Source organism: Cupriavidus phytohabitans (genome assembly GCF_000426345.1).
Taxonomy (GTDB): domain Bacteria; phylum Pseudomonadota; class Gammaproteobacteria; order Burkholderiales; family Burkholderiaceae; genus Cupriavidus.
Genome location: NZ_AUFE01000011.1, coordinates 1 through 17738, shown reverse-complemented (window position 1 = coordinate 17738; position 17738 = coordinate 1). Strand labels below are relative to the sequence as shown.

Genomic DNA, 17738 nt, shown 5'->3' with positions numbered 1-17738 from the left:
TTACTCTGCCTTCGTATTCTTTTTGCTGATGCTCTCGGCAATCCAGAGGTCCAGCTCCGAACGGCGAAAGCGCCATGTGCCTCCGAGCTTGAACGCGGGAATTTCACCTCTCTGCACCAGCCGATAGACCGTCCGTTTTCCGGTCTTGAGGTATGCGGCGACTTCGTCAAGTGTGAGGATTTCACCTTCAGTGTCGGTCATTCTGTCGCCTTTAGCTTTGGCCTTTAGTGGACTTCGCCTGCCAAGTCTTGCCAATTTTCCCACAATCTGATGCCCTCAACCAGCGGCGTGTCGGCGGCGTCAGCTGGCGATCCGCGGTTTTGATAGTCAGGTCATGGAGGGATTGTCGAAGTCCAATCAGCGGCTCACTCGGACATCATGGTGTTGGTAACGGCGGTTAGCTGGCCTCGATCTAGCCCCGCGACCCGCCGCCGGAGGTTTTCTGCACGCTTCGATCCCGTCGGCCTGCACGCTGAAATGCGCTGCAAGTAGCACTTTTGAGGTTTTCTCTCGCATTCGGAGAAGCTTTTCTTTTCCGGAATTCAGCTTGCTAAGGACTGACTCCACAGATTTCCGACGAAAGCCGGCTGAATTTAGACGATTGATTATTTCGTATAAAAAAATAACATTAATTTCTTCGAAATCGCGAAAATTTCTAGAGTCAACTCATTGATTGCATTGGGAAAAAAATTTCCGATCCAAGCTTTCGTGGCGATCTGTGGTGAGCTATAGTCATCCCATGAAAGATCCCAAAAAGTCATCTTAATCATGACCGCGCTAGGCGACTTCATTCGACGGCATCGAATCGAATGTGAGCTCACTCAGGCTGAGCTCGCACGGCGTGCGGGCGTCAATGCGACCTATATCAATGCCATTGAGACCGGCAGAAATAGGCCGGATGGACCGCAGATATTGAACGCTCTGGCGGAAGCGCTAGGGCTTGACGATGAAGGCCGGCACGCTCTTGGCAGAGCTGCAGAGTTGTCGCAGCGATTGCTAAGGCTGCCTGAGGAACTATCGCCAGCAGAGCATGAGTTCGTAAGGGCGCTAGTTGACGAACTGCCGCGCCTCGGCGCGCCTGCCTTGGACATTCTCATGAATGTCCTTTCAGCGCTACGCCTGCAGCGCACGCAAGCATCAACGCTAGTTCTGGCAAGCGAACAAGGAGGATCTATGTAACGAAAAAGCGCCACAGACCGGAGGCCTGCAGCGCTTGTCCGGGATCCCTGTAGAGACAAAGATCCACAGCTGGCTAGAGCATGTGAGTTGAGTCTCTACCATCCCACCTCAAGCGTCAAGCCCCCCTTTTCTCTTTTTCCGTAACCGGAGGCCCGCGGCTTGACCATTTTTCGTCAGGCCGTCGCCCTCCTTCGTGCCTACGACATCAAATCCGAACTACTTTTTGTTGTTTGGAGGGAGTGTCGTATGCCTAGAGAGGAGCTTGCATGTCGTCTTCACGCACTCACCCACGGCTCAGACCTGAGCGCCCCCATCGCCCGGTGCGAAACGTCATATCTAGATCCGGAGCAATCCCTCGAGGGAAGTTCCCCAGCCGTAAGAACGGCAGGATGGTCGCCCATGAGCACCTGCTTGAGCGCGACGCGTTGGTCTTGCTCGAGTTCTCGCCGGCCATAGCCGCTGTCAGGGAGCAGCCGCGCCATATCTACTTTGCCGACGGAGCAGAGACCGGGCGGTACACGCCGGATTTCGAAGTACTTCTCGCGAATGGCGGTGGGCGCTCTGTCCTCATCGAGGTCAAGCCGAAGGCGCAACTGCAGAAAGATGACGTCCACGCCAGGCTGACTGGAATTCATGCTCATCTCTTGAGAGAGGGGGAGGAGTTCGTCATTCTGACAGACACGGCCATCAGGCAGCAGCCACGCCTCAGCAATCTGAAGTCGCTGCGTAAGTATCTACCGCCATTTCCGCCTGGACACCACGCACTTCGCCTAGCGATGCGACGAATGACCGCCTCTGACTCCTGCACGTTCGGTGACGTCGTATCGGTCCTTGGGTGGAGCGTGACAGTGTCGCTGCTGACCGCTGGCTATGCGCAAATCGATCTGAATGAAGTCTGCACGTCCGCCACTCGAATTCAATTCTCGAAGGAGATTCGCCATGACTGGTTTTTCCTTGACCAAGAACACGGTTTTTGAGCTTGACGGCATTGCAACCCGTATTGTGCGTATTCAAGAGGACGGGTCGGTATCCCTCGAGGATACAAAAAGCGGGACGTACAGCACGCAGCCCGTGGAGCGGCTTCTAGAGGCATACACCCAGGGCAGAATCTGCCGACCGAACGCTGATATCGCCAACTCGCGACCATCTGGAGGATATGGCAGGCCGTTTGCTGACCTGCCGCAAAAACTGCAGGCTCTCGCACTACGTAGCAAGCGATACTTGGACGGAATCCGCACCCACGGGCCCTTGTGCTGGACGAGGAAGCTGATGGAGCCGCGAATTCGCGAGGTGGCCCAAACGCTGGGTGACGCCAAGCCACCCAGCGTTGCGACGGTGTACCGCTGGCACCGTGACGCCATTCAATCCGGCGATCTACGTTGTCTAGTGCCTCGCTTTGATAGGCGCGGCCCAAGAGCGCCGCTCACTAATCCGGAAGTGGTGAAGCTGTTCATGCAGGCGCTAGTCGATGTTTCTACGGTCTCGAAGGGGTGGACCGTACAAGACGCACAAGCGCAGCTGCAGATGCTCCTCGACCGCGAAAATCGCTCCCGTCCACTAGACGCGCAGCTCCACATGCCGAAGCTGCGCACACTGTATCGGCTTCTGGATCGTGTCGAAGAGTATGACGTTGCGATCTTCAAGGAGGGGGAGGACGCCGCAAGACGAAGGTTCAAGATCACGAGAGTCGGCGTGAAAACAACACGCGTACTCGAGCGCGTGGAGATAGATCACACACCCCTAGACGTCTTCCTGGTCAAGGACGAAAGCTATATCCCCTGCGGACGTCCGACACTTACCCTGCTGATTGATCATTTCAGCCGGATGCCGCTTGGCTACTATCTCAGCTTCGGCGGCACATCGATGAACGCCGTCATCCGAGCTCTCCGACACGCGATTCTCCCGAAAACGCAAGTTGCGGAAGCCGTGGCGGGACTCAAGATCCATCATAAGTGGCCTTGCTATGGATTGATGGATGAGCTCGTCACGGACAATGGATTGGAGTTCCACGGGTCTTCCGTGGAGCTGGCCTGCTTTCTTCTGAACATCCAACTCCACTTCTGTCCGGCGCGCCAGCCTCGCTTCAAAGGAGTTATCGAGCGATATCTGAAGACAGTGAACTACAGCTTTATCCACAAGCTCCCCGGAACCAGTCTTGCAAAGTGGACCGATCGAGGCGACTACGACCCGCTGAAACATGCTGTCATGACGATGTCGGAGTTTCAGCACGTGTTCGAAAAGTGGCTCCTCGATGTGTACGCCCAGACTTATCACAAAGGCATCAAGACTACGCCATTCGCTCGTTGGTGCGAATCGGCAAAAGGCAATCCACCTTACCTCCCCGACTCCATGAGTAAGCTTGTCGACGATCTCGGAATCTCGACAACTCGAAGCTTGCGCCATGACGGTATCCGTCTGCACAACCTCTACTACGCCAGCGATGCATTGCAGTCAATTCTGCGGGCCTATGGGGAAGGCGTCAAAGTTCGGGTGACATACGATCCGGAAAATCTCGGGCGCATTCACGTTTGGTCACCAGACTCGCAAGATCCAGTAGTGGCGCACGCGACGGAACTGGATTACGCCGCGGAACTTACACTGATGCAGCACAAGATGCTTCAGGATATCGTGATCAAAAAGGGTCAAGATGAGACCGATCTCAAGGCTCTGATGCAGGCAAAGATTGATCTCGCCGCCGCGATTCGAGCGCAATTTACGGGCAAACGCTTACGAGACCGCAAGCGCGCTGCTAGAGCGATGGGGATTAGCACTGACAAACCAAAAGGCACTCCGCCAGTCACCAATTCCGTCGAGACGACTGTGACGCAAGTCGATGTCGCAAAGAATTGGTCAAAAAAATCTAAATCCATAGTCGACATTCCGACCTTCGACGTTGTTCAGCGCTCTTGGAACTGAGGGAGATAGACATGCTCGAGAATCTAACAACAGAACAGCGTGATGCACTCATTGGGTTTAAACGACAGACCATTATGTTCCCACTGTTCAACAGTGCATATGGTGGCATCAAGACTGCTTTGACCCTATTTCGCGCGACTGGCATTGTTCAGAATCACCTAGTGCTCGGGCAGTCCGGCTGTGGTAAGTCTACGTTATGCCGAATCATCTGTAGCGAACACCCTCGCTTTGACGAGGTTGAGCGGACGGTAGTGCCGGTGCTCTACGTCAGAGTTCCACCGCTGGCAACGGTGTCTTCGCTTGCCGAGGAGCTGTTGGTGAAGTTAGGCGATCCGGCTCCCTACAAAGGCAAGCCTAAAGAAAAGACTGATCGCCTAACCGGGCTCATTGGAAAATGTGGTGTTCAGATGATCATCATCGATGAGTTGCAGCATGTCCACGACCGCGGCCAGTATCCGACGATCGCCAAAGTCGCGGATTGGATAAAAGATCTGGAAGAAGCCGTCTCGATTCCTTTCATTATGGCAGGCCTTCCTCGAGCAGAGATCTTGCTCGATGCCAACGATCAGCTTCGACGGAGGTTCAGTGCCGCCCTGAGTCTAGATAGGATGGTGATTGATCAGGATGATGTCCAGGCAGCTGCCTTCGTCGGCGTTGTCGCGGCGCTCCTCAGTGCTATTCGCATACGGTCCGAAATTGACATAGATGACATAAATACGATTGAGCGAATCTACTATGCAAGGCTGTCTACAGTCACTGGCAAACTCTTGCGCCGTGGATGCAAACTCTAAGCGTTCCGGAAGCCACCGAACTAGCATTTTGGCTACAGACTTTCACGGAGTCGATGAAACTTCCCGACGCGCACCTAGCCGCGCGCCAAGCACTCGTTTCGTGGCCTTCACAGTTCCAAACGCTGCTTTCGCAGGTGCTGCAACGGCGCGGAAGCGGAGCGTATCAGGTTGTCGACCGACGATACCTCCTCGGAGGACGTTCGGGATTCGCCAAGTTCATAAGCAGGAAACACTGCTCGGAAGTAGCCACTCAGATTGAATGCTTCTTCGACGCGCGTCGAGTGTCCCCTCGTCGCTCTGTTGGAACCGGGGAGCTATACATAAACCCATGTGTTCGGACTTACAGCTATGTGAGTCGAACACTTCTACGCGGCGAAGCGGTAGCCCAAGAATTAGGCTGGACAGTTCATGGGACCGAAGCAGCGGCAGTCGCATTGGGACTGCCCGTCGTTCACCTGCCAAACCGGCATATTGCGTTGGAATATGACTTGGCGAATGAATTGGCAAGAAGGGCTCGTGGGTACATTCCATGTGAGCAAGCTGCTGATGGCCTTGGCGTAAGCGTCAATGGTCTGTTTCATCTCATGCAAATCGCAAAGGTTCAGCCGCGGTGTATAGAGCTAAGGGCACGCCAAGGTAGCAGCGGACTACGACCGCTGAAACTAGTTAACCTGAGATCCTGCGAAGAGCTCCATCGGGCCATATACGATCGGTGTCGAAGGCTGACACCAGATGACGCTGTGGAGTGGACGGCTCTAAGCGATATGGTAGGGAAATCCGTGCAAGCTATTACGGGCCGGCGACGGAGTCGCATCTTCCAAGCCAGGATCGATGCGCGAGCTCGAAATAAAGGGGTGGTTGCTGAAGTGCTCGCCGCCATACTGAGAGGCACACTTAGCGCGTACTGTGTTCAGGAGGCAAGGTCCATTTCTGATGTGCTGGTCACCAGAGCTCTTGATCGGTGCGAGGCTGTTGCACAAGAGGCTGGCCTATGACCTGCACCCCTCTGATTCGCCCGCATCCGCAATTGGACGAGAGCGGACTAGGATATCTCGCAAGGGTGGCATACACAAACGGCCATCGTTCAGCGTCCGACCTGTTTAGCGTGGAAGGCTGCCGAATACCGCTTTCCGAGCTGGCTGAGAGGCTGGGAGCTACGAAAACGATACTGCAACAGTTGATGCCTCCTTGGCCCAAATGGGTCGAGGATCGTTGGAGAGGGGCTGACAAGTGTATTCGGCGTGGCACAGTCCTTACCCGAGTACGCATCTGCCCACACTGCTTCAAGGACGAGGCATACATCAAAGCTACTTGGAGCACAGCGTTTTCTGTGGCGTGTCCCAGGCACAGGGTGGGATTGCGAGATAGGTGCGACAAATGTCTAAATCCGCTTACGTGGCTCTCTGGCCCATTCGGCAGATGTACGTGTGGACGCAACTTCGGTGACATGGCGTCGGAAGCCGCGACCGATTGGGCGTGCGAGGTTGCGGCTCGACTACTTCCTTCGAGCGATACATCGTATGAGAGGCCGTCTGACGTGCGCGGATCATCAATTTCAACGTTGGGAGGCTATGAGCTAACAACGCTGTTGTTTGCGCTAGGTCCAATTGTCGAGGCGCGGCCTAAGAGTAGGACTGGCACTGTTCCTGGCTTATATGACGTGGCAAGGGCGAGATCATACGTCGGGGCCATCGCCAACCTCTTGGACGATTGGCCAGTCCGCTTTCGGGGTGTCCTACAGCGAAACGTTGAAGAGCATCTCGAGGCATCCAGTGTTTGTCAAACCATGGGATTGATTTACAGGATCCTGTATTCAAGGGCGCTTTCCGACGCGGCGTTCGACTTCCTTCGAAATGAGCTTCGGGCGTACACGCTGGAGGTCTGGCGCGGCCGCTTCGATCGCCGCTACCGGCGGCTAGGGTACACGGAAACGGACGATATTCTCACAGGAAAGTCTTTGTTGGCGGCACTCGGGCTTAGCTTCGGCCGTGTACGCGCGCTGACATCAGCTGGAGAATTGCCGGCTGTAACGCTTCGCAGTCCGCATGGTCGACCGTTCACGTACTGCAAACGAGTGGATGTCGCCACGGTGAAAAGACGTCTCCACGCGCTGGTTGATTTACGTGCGGCCGCCAGAATCCTCGGGCTTGGGCGACGTCGTGTTCGGGCGCTACTTGAAGCAGGTCTCCTAGCAGGAACCTACTCTGGCGGGAAGTGGCACATAGATCGATCCGAGCTACGTCTGTTGTCGGCACAGCCCGCTTTGCGGACAGTGCCGCCCCAGATTGAGCTGGTCGCAGTAGGACATGCGCTTCGATATCTCCATCTTGATGATCGTATGGGCTCAGAATTGCTTCGTCGCGTGCAGGTAGGTGAAATTTGTCACTACGGCTGGCAATCAACTGCCAGGAACCTCGCGACGCTTCGCGTGGCACGAACCGATATCGAGTTGATCCGCCATGAAGCCGACCGACGCGAAGGGCTTGGCATGAGTGCTACCGCCGCAGCAAAGGAGCTCGGGATCAAGTCGGAGGTGGTCTACCAACTGCTGGATGCCGGACTCTTGACAAGCAGAATGGTGACAGTCGGCGGACGACGACAGAGGCTGGTGACGCAGCAAGCGATCCAGACTTTCAATTCCAAGTACTGCTCGCTCGTTGAAGTCGCGAAGTGCTGGTGTATGTCGCACAGAGCGGCGCTGGGAGTCTTGATCGGGCAACAGCTGCTCCCAATCGTCGGGCCGCAATCAGGTGACTGTCGTCAATATTTCTTCCGTCGGGAAGTGGTGGCGCGTGCCTCAGTCGCGAAATAGGGGAAACAGGTTTGTTCAATCGAAATGAAAGAAAGAACAAGGCTTCGATTGCGGCAGGTGACGTCTTTCTATGTTGCGAACGCACGTGTCGTGATGAGCGGAACGAAGGCGCTAACGGGAATGGTGTGAGGCGATGATTCTGTTTCTTGACTACGATGGCGTGCTACACCCGGATGCGGCTTACCTGGTAAATGGGCGCCCCGAGTTGCATGCGGATGGCGAGCTTTTCATGTGGGCGCCAATTCTTAGGGACATTCTTCAGCCGTATGCCGATCTTCGCATCGTGCTCTCAACGTCTTGGGTCCGTGTGCTGGGCTTTGCCCGTGCACGCGATTACCTGCCCCCTGAACTAAGCTATCGAGTGATTGGCGGGACGTGGCATTCGGCGATGCGTCGCCACAGCGAGGTATCGCATCGCCTGGATGAAGGCTGGTTTATCGCCATGTCTCGATATGAAGAGATCGCAAGGTATATTGCGCGAGCGGGCCCAAGGGCTGCAAGCTGGCTTGCAGTGGACGATGACGCAGATGGTTGGGACGACGGACTGCGCGATCGGCTTGTCCAAACGGACGGAGAGGTGGGCCTGTCCTCACCGGGTGCTCAGGAGGAGCTGCGGAGCAAGCTTCGCCACTTAGCAAGCAAGTAGCTGCATCGAAGGGAATGCACTTAAAAGACTGGGCGTGGTGTATCTGCGGAGTTTCATTCCTCTGCTTAAATCCCGAGGCGAATTTTTGGAGAACATATGTTAAGGTAACCATTGAGATCATTCCGGATGGGGAACCGAAGCGGGCAACGCGCGTTGGTGAACTCGAGATCATCAACGATGACACTGGCAACGAATTTACCTGGCACTACGATTTTATCTATCGCGCATTCGCTGAGCGCTTTGGTCACGAGAGTGTTGCCGTCGCGCAGCGGTCACATCGCGGACGTGGAGCGCGATATTGTTCGTCCGGAGCAGCTGGCTGGAGTGGCAATTGGCCTAATCGCTCCCATCAAAAAGACGATGTCGTCGTTTCACGAAAATGTACATGACACAGTACGTTGGGACGATGAACCGCCCGGGCATTTGGAGACGTACTGATCCATTCGTGTCATGGATCCCTAGTAGGACCCGGCCCGCCTTCCACATCGCCCTAACCAGATTGACCGAGAATGGGGCAAGCCAGGCTATGCTGGCAGAAAGATCGCCGGAAATTGCCAGGGAAGGGGCTGCCTAGCTGACACTGTGTCAGTTCTCCAGCGCGAGCCGCGCAAGCTTTTCCAAGATGCTCATCTTGGAGTTGTCGCCACCCACTAGAACTCCATTTGTCATCGTGTGGAGATAGATTTGGGCCAGTTGCGTCTCGAGCAGTCCGCCGTCGACCAGAGTGTCGTCTCCACGGTAGACCATAATGTCCCGCATTCCCGACAGAGCGTCGCCAGAGCCATTGACTCCCCCTTCCGGCGGGACAAAGACACGCAAGAACGAGCCACAGTCCTGAACGGGGATGCGCGTGCCTGTTCGCTCCCCACGAACATGCTCGCCAACGCGGTGCATGGACATGTAGTATGGCAACAGGTTGAAATCGCGGCCCTTCGAATAATAGCGTCCGCCCCCTCCCGCACGTTGTGAAGAAAGGAAGGCATCCTGCGCTGCAAGAGCTGCCTCAATGCTAGCGTATCTGTCGTTCAAGATGATTCGAGGAACGAAGTTGCCGGCCCAAACCGTAAGTCGCTCCCGGCTCTTGTGGTCCAGGATCCATAGCTGGCCATCGCGAATCCAATCTTTGCCCTCCGCCTGTAGGAAAGGGAACTCGGCCACGAAGTCGATGGCAGCCATCGCATCGGACGACCAAGGCGAGCGGCGTACCCTTTCCACTGAAAATCCTCGGGTATCAAGGGTGACATCCACTGCCGAAATGAGCTGCTTGCGAGGCCGTCGGCCTGGCATGCGAATCTGGCGGGTCGCAAGAAGCGTTAGGGATGCTGGCAGAAGCCCCGGTGGCATGGTCGGCGTAGGTACTGGCTTGTGTCCCAGAAGGCTTTCCTTGAGTGAAAGCTCTACAAGGCAGCGCTTCAACGCTTCCTGTAGCTGACGATCCTCAGCGTTGCCTTTGCCAGGGAGCATCGATGCCATTGCGGCGGGCGAGACGTCCATGCCCTGCATGCATACTTTGACAGTGTCGCACTCCATTAAGTGTCGGAACTTGCATTGTGTGTAGGGGTCCGCCATCGTATCTCCCAGAGAGAGGGCTGCATACGCCGAACTTACGGTGGTGTGGCTCCAGTCTGGCGCGGCTTTGCCAGCCTTTGAGACCCGGACGCTTCCGTACTCTTCGTCCCCTTCGCCGTTGAGGAACAGGTAATTCAGGCGCTCATCCGGATCTCCCTGCCATTGATTGGTGGTATGCACTATCGGAGCCTCAAAGTGCACCTTCTTATTGCCAGCGGCATGGTAGCCATCCGGAAAGAAATCGGGGAACCGAGCTAGCGGCTTAAGTGCTTCATCGTCCATCGGCTCGCCACTGGCGTTTACGATGGCCAGCGGACGCTGCAAGTTTGCTAGTGGTTCCAGCGGAATGTAGCCATCCTCGACGCAGTGGGTTGCGATAAACGTATCCCGCGCCACGGGCACGCCGGCTTTCTCAAAAAGCCCCAGCGCAAACTCTGTCACAACGTTCAAATAGTAGAGACGGCTCTGGCGAAGCTTCACTGTGTCTAGGCTAACCCCAACCATTGGATAGCGCCGAGCATCTACCTCAAAGAAGTCGTCCGGAACCAGACGTGTCACTCCGAGCATGAACCCGTGCCCAGCGTCGAGCGCGAGCGTGGCGGCAGGAGGTGAAGCGGAGCCAGTCTTGGTTTTGCGAGCAAAGACCTTCGACGTTACGTCGCACAGTAGGAGATCGTGTTTGGGCTTGATGCTGAAACTGGCCTGAGCAAGTTGCAGGCGCTTTTTGACGACCTGGCTGGCGCTGCCGAGGTAGACGTTTGGCCCGAAGCCACCGGTTACGAATATGTGCTCAGGGTCGAAGGCAGCGGCTTCAATGAGCTCCCGGTGTAGCATCAGTTCGATGAACTTGGCAGGCGCTGCTGAGACTGCCGCCAACATTGCTGCGTGGTCCAGGTTTGGCCGAGGCCCAAGGTACCATGCGTCCTTGGAGCTCATGGTGAATGTGAGTTTGCTAGCGGCTCTACTGTCCAACCCTAGTGCTGCGGCAATCAGCATTCGGACTTGTTTCGCACGATCCTTGAAGTACGTTGTACCGCCTCCCTCGGCCTCACCATCCGATACCGGTGTGCGAGGTAAAGGCACAGGTATTGGGACCAAGAGCCCTCCAGCCTTTGCTTGCCAGCTAGCTAATCGCCGAGCTGCTTCCATCACTGGGACTTGAAAACGGATGGAATTGAGCCGCGCAACAGCGGCCCTATCGTCAAGTTGTCGTATAGGCATCTGTGAATCCGACCCTATTGTCCGAGAAGTACGCTGGCGAGGTTCTGATTGGCGATCCACGTCTCAATGCCACTGGTGTTTGGCACGAAGAGCGACATGAAACGGATACTTCCTCGGGATGGATGCTCCACCGTATGCTTGTGCGCACCATAGAGGTTGATGTAGATCGCATGCACCGTTTTGTCTGGCAGCAGCACGCGCAACCGCTCGTGTTTGTCCACAGCCTCCTGCTGCAACTCCACCTTCTTCAGTCGGTCAGTACTGCGAGCCCAGTTCTTCATGTCGACGGCTACTATTGTGTCGTCACCTACCTCAAGGAAGTAGTCGTATAGCTGGTACAACTCGCTATAGAGGGGATGAGATGCTAGCGCCAGGTACTGTAGCTGCCCATCCCCCAGCGCTAGTTGCTCAGTGGAGAGGCCGAACTGGTCGCCTACATATGCTTCGAACTCAAGCTCAGCAATATAGCCCTTCATGACTTCGGTAACGAACCAAGGCTGTGGAAGCAGCTTGCGCTTGCCGTTAGGCGTGTTTACCTCGAATCCACCCCAGGCTCGCAAAAGCGACCGTGTGTTCGGTGACAAATGAGCTAACAGGCCGTCCGGTGCAAGGGTGCCAATCCAATCATAGGTGTCTGTCCCGTCGACGGCATCGGTGATGACCATTTCCGTCATGCCTGCGATAGCAACTTCCTTGGTGTACGGCTCGGCAGTCACCGGTACTTCCAGATAGCACCCATTGCGGAATTCGGGCGGCACTCCAGCCGCTTCAAGTTTGGCCAGGTACTTGACCGGATCCTTGAACATCAGCGTGTCGAAGAGGGTCGTCCAGGTGGCTCGCGCGTCCGAATCCGAGCGGAATCGCTTTGGCGTTTCGCTGGTGAAGTTCCGGAATGCAATGGCGAGCTTAAGGCTATTTACCGAGTTGGCCTTGCGCTCCTCTGAAGTCGAGAAGACTGCGGACTCCATGTTATAGCACTCCAGCGCTGCCAGGACTGAGCGTTGAGCTGGGGAAGCCCGCCGGCGCAATTCGTCGGCGTGACGCAAGCCGAGGTGGACCATCCGAGCAGCCTCAGAGCTCAAGAAGACGAGCTGTCGAGGCATCGCCTCGTGCGGCCTGCGTTCGCCGCGACCCAGCGCCTGAAAAACAGTGCGTGTTATGTCGATAACATGTTCCTTGCGCAGCCGCTTCCAACGATTGCGCGAATACTGATACAACAGGTCCCCGCGAGACATCATCGCCCACTCGTCATTCTCGTCGCGGATTACTTGGGCGAAACTTTGGAACATCTCCATCGAAAAACCGCGGCTGCCCGGGCGCGTGTGTCGGGTGTAGTATGGGTCGTTGAGCAGGCAAAACAGCTCGAAGTCCTGCTCGACACCATTGCGCGTGGTAACAAAGTTGATGCCACGGGACGCCGAGGCGTAAGCGGTCCAAAGGAGTACCTTCTTGCTGGAGATATCCAGAGCATCGATCAGCTCCTGGTTAAATTGGCCAGCGTCATCCGCTTCTTGCGCAGCACCCGTCTTGGACGCATCACGTTTGCGGAATCGTGGTCCGTTGTACAAGATAAGCGTTACATCTTCGCTGCTGCCGCTCTTGCGGTATGCCGGTAGCATCCGCGCCTTGATGACGAAGTGGTTGCCGGTCGGGTCTTTCTGCTTGACCCAACCATCCTCGGTATTGGCCAAACGGATCAAGCATTTTTGAATGCGCGTAACCGTTTGGCAGAGGACCAGGCCGGAGCGCATATTACTCGATAGCAGGCGGTCGAGACTGGCGACAAGGCCCTCAATTTCGTTGTGCTTGTGGCGGTTGAGAAGTGTGTATCCCGATTCATCCTTCTTTGGGATTGCTTCCTTAAACTGCGCTAATAGCCCGTTGTAGCCCGGCGAGACGCCGAAGCGAGCCGCAGGATCGTTGTCATTAAGGATGGTGACGTGCCGCTCGCGTTTCTCGAGAAGCTGTCGAGCAGCTTCAGACACAATATCGAGCTCCTCCTCGGCCATCTCGCCGAAGACGCCGTTCTTAGTCTCGAGTGCACGGCGCAATTGATGCGTGTTGAAAGCACCGGTGGAGGCGGTCGACAGGCCTCCCGTTGCGCTCATGAGGTAAATGCCGTTCGTGCGGCCGAGGGCATGCACGACGTCCTCTTCTGGCGTCGCCCGCAGTGTCGTGATAGTCAGGGTCAAGCTAACGTCTGCAGGGAGGTTGTATTCCTCGGCTTGGCGCCAGCTTTCTTCCAAGGTGACGACGCTCTTCGTATAGTTAAAGAAGAATGCTTCGGTCAGGAGTTCATCGCTGCTCGTTTCCTGGGCTAGCCCTTCCGTTGTCACAGGGTCCTTGAACAGCCGGCGCACGTCGTTGCGAAATTTATAGAGATTCGGATACCGTTCGATGTCGGCCTTCGCGAACTCCACGGCGTCCTCGCCATCTCGTACGGCAAGGACGCGTGCGACGAATAGCACCAGCTCCAGATAATTCAGCAAGGTGTAGGCGTCTTCCGGGATTTCGCCCTCGTGGTAGTGCAGCCGGACCGTCTGGTGGCCTGTGTCGCGCTTGAGTTCGACCTGTTGGAGGAACTCGGTGTCCATCACACTGGCGGACTCATTAAAGAACGTCTGGCCGGGCTGGTCCAGCACTTCCCCGTAGGTGGATCGACTCATGGTGAAAAACTTCTTGTCGAACACCAGGTCGCGAAGTTCCCGGAACGCCGTGTACTCCGAACGGCCGGACCCGCGAATCTTCCGGACGTACTCTCGGAGCTGCGCCAGCACCCTCGCTTTTTGCCTGAACCGCGTGAACTGGCTTTGCACGTCGTTCTTGTCGTGCAATTGCTGGAGTACTTCCAGAAGTTCGTCGTCGTCGAGGCGGTCAGCCGTCCCCGGGAATTTCGCGAGCAACTCATTTCGGAAGATCTCGACGCGACGGCCTTCGGGAATGTACTTCGCGCGCATTTTCAGCTTCTCGGCCTCAAACTCTCGGTTGACGGCCTCCGCCACCTGCGCGAAGTGTTCCAGGTGATCGTATACTTTTCCTGCAAGCCCCAGTCTCTCGGGGCCGCCGTGGCCCTCGAAAGCCAGGGGCCACTTCAGGTCGAAGTAGGTGAAGAATTCAGTGATAACAATGTTGAGGTCGTTGCGGCCTTCGGAGTTGACGGTGGACTTGCGTTGGTCAAAGAGATACCAGTAGGAATCCTCTTCCTCGTCGACGAAGGTCACCACCCGGGCCGAGTCGGGCCGGCGAGACACTATCCGGCCCAGGATGCTCTCGTCACGGTTAAGTTCTTCTAGGAACAACGGCAGATTCTCGAACTTCCACCAGCCATACTTCCCCTTTGCTTCGTCAAATCCGTACACCTCTTGGGCGACCTGTGCCTTGGAGGCTGTGCTGACGATGATGCCAGGATTGTCTAGGAAGGACTGCAAGGAATATAGACGCCGAACCATCTCGGCTACCTGAGGCACGGCCATATACCGCTCCATAGGGTCCTCCGCATGCCGAGTACTGACGTCCAAAACGATAAGACGTCTTGTAAAGCTGTCGGCAATCGATCGAGCTCGACGCGCCGCTTTGAGATACGCAGCTTTCGTGTCCTCGTAGGTATCGTCCGCGGGCGACATTGAGAGGAATTGAGAGGCGTGGCACATGCCGCACTTGCTGCGGAGTTCCGCCACCCGCGCGGCGTAGCCCTTGCGCGTGTCGGCCTGCTTATCAGACCGCTCCATTTGCGCGGATACGCGCGGGTTGGCGCTAAGCCAGTCGACTAGGGCAAACGCAGCAGAGAAGAACGTACGGTCATTGAGATGGTAGTCCACCGAATAGAGCCGGTGCACCGGGACTGTGGCGCCACGAGCCTTGATTGCTTGCTCGATCTGGTCGGCATACTCTCGGCTATCGTTATGCCATCGAACATCGTTTGCAAAACCGGAGACGATGGATTGCAGGGGGGCGATGAAGACCGGAATAACGTCGCAGTTGATAAAAAGGTCAATGGCGAAGACTGCAGCGGTGTAGGTCTTGCCAAATCCGGTGTACCAGTTCAGAAGCTTGATGAACGGCTTATCTCCGGCGCGAAGATATGGTTCTAGGAAGCCCTTCTTAAAGATGTCGCTGGCAGTGCGAGGTTTGCGAGCGGTGCTCATCGCGCTTGCCCCTCGAAATTGATGTCAGGGAGGGATACCGCGACGGCGACTGATGCGTTGCCGGTGGTTGATCGAGGGAATTGATGCTGGTTGTAGGCCCATGCGGCAGCCTGACCAAATGCGGGCACGTAGGGAGAGATCGCAGCGCCAGAGACTGGGACTGTCATAAGTGAGCTCCATAGCGGAAAGCACTTACGGACGGCACGCGTTGTCCGGCTTTCCAGGAGTTCACCTAGCCGGGATCTCTAGTAATTACCAACTGGCTTTGCCGGTCCTCGGATCGGCTCCGAGCTAGCGTGCACTGACAGGCGCCAACTTGCCTACGGTTCGGCTACGAACCGCGCTGCCATATTACGAAGCCAGCTACATCCCTGTCAATCCACCCACTTAAGTGGGGTGGGAGTTCATTTGATCAAAGGGGGGACCGGTCCGCGCTGCCGGCCTTTCCATCGTCGAGCGCCTCAATGAGCAGGTACAGGGAGTTGCCAAATGCATATGGCGCAACATTCTCCATCGCTGGCAGCCTCTCGCTCATTCCTTCCATTGGAAAGAGATGCGGCAATACGCTCGCGTAGAGGATGAGCCCCAGCTCTTCCAGTTTGAGGCGGAGCTCTTCTCCGTCTTGCCCATAGACAAGTTGCGGTAGTTGGTCGTCGGAGCTGATATGACTAAATAGAGTGCCGCTCGCAGTCAAGTTGCGAACACGAAGCGAGTCGGCCAAGTCCTCGACGGCCTCCCTAATTGTCGGTTTGGCATGCTCAGGCACGAAGGCACCCAATTGGAAGCGAATTGTGTCCACGCGCGGGAGCAACGCGCGGAGAATGGTGTCATCATCAATCCGAACCATCTCGGCACGACTGGGGCGCGCGAAGATGTCGTTTGGATTTTTCATTTTGAGTTGTTCCACGAGTGAAATGACGATGCCCATCGGAAGCTCTGGAACTAGCTCCTGCTCTGCCTCGAGCAGGTTGCAGATCGATTCCCAGGTGTGTCCAACCTTCGCCAACGCTAGGAGCACCCTGTGCAGGTCCACTCGGTATGTCTCCATAGGGCTGGTGAGGTAAGCCAACGTCTTGTTGACCTCGTGATACTTCACTTGGCCAGACAGAGTGCGATTCGCCAGCTGGTAACGGCGAAACAGCCGCCCAGAATCCTCCTTGTTGAGCCGCCTGTTGGTCAACCTAGGGTAATAGTCGCCTGGATGAAGCGTGACCAGGTCCCACACATACCGGCCATTCCCAATACGCCAAGCGTCGCCATCCAGCCTCACTTCCTTGTTTGAGTGATCCTTCATCGCCAGTTCGAGCTGTGCCCAGCAGGTCATTTCATCGCCTCGGGCAATCTCATATCCGGAGTTGGGGGCGAGGTCGTTGTCCTCCCGCATAAGCACCAGCTCCGAGTTGCAGACATCAGCAACGCGAACGCCGGGGAACCCATAGCTGAGCGATTCACGGTCGTCGTACTTGTGCAGCAATTGCAAAGCGGAAATGCCGTCCAGCACCGCTACGCCTTGTTCTTCCAAATGTCTCCGGAGGGCTTCAAAAGCCGATGCGGCTCCATCTAGCCAGTCATCTTCCCCGGCTATCGGGCTGATACCGAGGAGCGGCTCCAGCTGGATCACACCGCCGTGCTCGCCCTCCCGGCGCGCCGGAGTCCCGATCATGGCGTACGTTAAAGCGAAATGCACTTGCAGGATCTTCGTCGATATGGCTTGCAATCTGGCGTCGCAGTATCGACACATAGGCTCAATGAGGTCGTGCCAACTCTCGAACTGCTTCTCCGGCGTCGTGAACATGTCCGCCATGCTCCCCGTAACAGAAATTGGCATGAGTTTAAGCCGAGGAGCGTTAAGAGTGCGATTGGCAGTGTGCCAGTTGTCGTAACCGCAAAGCCGCGATGCGGCTTCGAGTGCGGCGGCGTGCTTGATCCTAACGCCGTGTGCGGCCATTGCCTCTCGCAGGCGCTTGGCTAGTATTTTGGGGTTGTCGCCGAGTTTTGGAGGCAACCGAGCGACAATATCGACGGCGGCCTGTGGGGAGAAGCGTGGCAGCCTGGTGTTGAAGTAAGCCCACAGTGCTGCGGCTTGAATCTCGGCGGATTTTGGCGAGGCGCCCACGTCAGGCGCCGACGAGATAAAGTCAAATCTGGTGTACGAAGGTTGATCGTGGCCGGTTCTCAGGCGGCGAGTTTCTGCTGATCCGGCGGATTGTCTTGCGCCGGGGCACCGTCCTTGAAGGGAATGCCCTTCAAGAGCAGTTCGATGTGTTCGGCACCGTTGATGCGGCGCCAGGTTTTCTCGGCTTCCTCGATCAGCTTGAAGGCCAGGCCAAGGAAGGTCGCTCGTGACACACAGTTGCGCGTGCGCGTCGTGCGGTGACGCACAGTCGCGAAGGTCGACTCAATCGCGTTCGTCGTGCGGATGTGCTGCCAGTGCTCGGCCGGGAAGTCGTAGAACGTCA

General features: G+C 56.4%; 11 protein-coding genes and 1 pseudogene. 7 read left to right on the top strand and 5 right to left on the bottom strand.

The window, feature by feature from the left end; translation table 11 throughout:
- Nucleotides 1–201, bottom strand: coding sequence for a methylation-associated defense system helix-turn-helix domain-containing protein MAD1 (gene mads1 / locus K309_RS0110770; RefSeq protein ID WP_029046414.1), 201 nt, complete (start codon nt 199–201; stop codon nt 1–3).
- Nucleotides 202–768: 567 nt separating this feature from the next.
- Here mads1 and K309_RS43935 point away from each other — a divergent pair.
- The 7 genes and pseudogenes from K309_RS43935 (at nt 769) to K309_RS0110745 (ending at nt 8344) form a co-directional block, all read left to right on the top strand.
- Entirely contained in the window at nt 769–1179 is a 411-nt protein-coding gene (locus K309_RS43935) for a helix-turn-helix domain-containing protein (RefSeq protein WP_035877220.1), read from the top strand.
- Between the two features lie 389 nt (nt 1180–1568).
- Entirely contained in the window at nt 1569–2156 is a 588-nt protein-coding gene (locus tag K309_RS41650) for a TnsA endonuclease N-terminal domain-containing protein (RefSeq protein ID WP_051320414.1), read from the top strand.
- Nucleotides 2119–4095 (top strand): TnsB C-terminal domain-containing protein, encoded by a 1977-nt coding sequence (locus K309_RS36365; protein ID WP_198030804.1) that lies wholly within the window; start codon nt 2119–2121, stop codon nt 4093–4095. Before K309_RS41650 ends, K309_RS36365 begins: the two co-directional genes overlap by 38 nt.
- Nucleotides 4096–4106: 11 nt before the next feature.
- Nucleotides 4107–4886: a TniB family NTP-binding protein gene (locus tag K309_RS39185; protein WP_051320412.1), complete on the top strand. Its 780-nt coding sequence runs from the start codon at nt 4107–4109 to the stop codon at nt 4884–4886.
- A 991-nt stretch (nt 4887–5877) separates the two neighbouring features.
- Nucleotides 5878–6234, top strand: a pseudogene (locus K309_RS43930) (TniQ family protein); the annotation flags it as partial.
- Nucleotides 6235–6672: 438 nt separating this feature from the next.
- Nucleotides 6673–7698 carry a helix-turn-helix domain-containing protein gene (locus tag K309_RS42895; RefSeq protein ID WP_232232359.1) on the top strand — a complete coding sequence of 342 codons (1026 nt, stop codon included), beginning with the start codon at nt 6673–6675 and terminating at the stop codon, nt 7696–7698.
- 133 nt (nt 7699–7831) lie between these two features.
- Nucleotides 7832–8344, top strand: a complete 513-nt coding sequence (locus K309_RS0110745; RefSeq protein ID WP_029046411.1) for an HAD domain-containing protein — start codon at nt 7832–7834, stop codon at nt 8342–8344.
- A gap of 585 nt (nt 8345–8929) precedes the next feature.
- Here the strand turns inward: K309_RS0110745 and K309_RS0110740 are convergent.
- From K309_RS0110740 to K309_RS36355, 4 genes are all read right to left on the bottom strand, one after another.
- Nucleotides 8930–10849: a hypothetical protein gene (locus K309_RS0110740; protein WP_029046410.1), complete on the bottom strand. Its 1920-nt coding sequence runs from the start codon at nt 10847–10849 to the stop codon at nt 8930–8932.
- Between the two features lie 299 nt (nt 10850–11148).
- The gene (locus K309_RS0110735; protein WP_029046409.1) at nt 11149–15279 is read right to left on the bottom strand and encodes a hypothetical protein; all 4131 of its coding nucleotides are present in this window, start codon (nt 15277–15279) and stop codon (nt 11149–11151) included.
- A 412-nt stretch (nt 15280–15691) separates the two neighbouring features.
- Nucleotides 15692–17395, bottom strand: a complete 1704-nt coding sequence (locus K309_RS0110730; protein ID WP_029046408.1) for a glyoxalase superfamily protein — start codon at nt 17393–17395, stop codon at nt 15692–15694.
- Nucleotides 17396–17454: 59 nt separating this feature from the next.
- A partial coding sequence (locus K309_RS36355) for a transposase (RefSeq protein ID WP_035877218.1) occupies nt 17455–17738 on the bottom strand: 284 nt, incomplete at its 5' end.

Excerpts from the sequence above, each read along its gene's own strand:
- K309_RS0110745 (WP_029046411.1), top strand. The coding sequence starts at position 7,832 with ATGATTCTGTTTCTTGACTACGATGGCGTGCTACACCCGGATGCGGCT.
- K309_RS41650 (WP_051320414.1), top strand. The coding sequence starts at position 1,569 with ATGGTCGCCCATGAGCACCTGCTTGAGCGCGACGCGTTGGTCTTGCTC.
- K309_RS36365 (WP_198030804.1), top strand. The coding sequence starts at position 2,119 with ATGACTGGTTTTTCCTTGACCAAGAACACGGTTTTTGAGCTTGACGGC.
- K309_RS42895 (WP_232232359.1), top strand. The coding sequence starts at position 6,673 with ATGGGATTGATTTACAGGATCCTGTATTCAAGGGCGCTTTCCGACGCG.
- K309_RS39185 (WP_051320412.1), top strand. The coding sequence starts at position 4,107 with ATGCTCGAGAATCTAACAACAGAACAGCGTGATGCACTCATTGGGTTT.
- K309_RS0110740 (WP_029046410.1), bottom strand. The coding sequence starts at position 10,849 with ATGAGCTCCAAGGACGCATGGTACCTTGGGCCTCGGCCAAACCTGGAC.
- K309_RS0110735 (WP_029046409.1), bottom strand. The coding sequence starts at position 15,279 with ATGAGCACCGCTCGCAAACCTCGCACTGCCAGCGACATCTTTAAGAAG.
- K309_RS43935 (WP_035877220.1), top strand. The coding sequence starts at position 769 with ATGACCGCGCTAGGCGACTTCATTCGACGGCATCGAATCGAATGTGAG.
- mads1 (WP_029046414.1), bottom strand. The coding sequence starts at position 201 with ATGACCGACACTGAAGGTGAAATCCTCACACTTGACGAAGTCGCCGCA.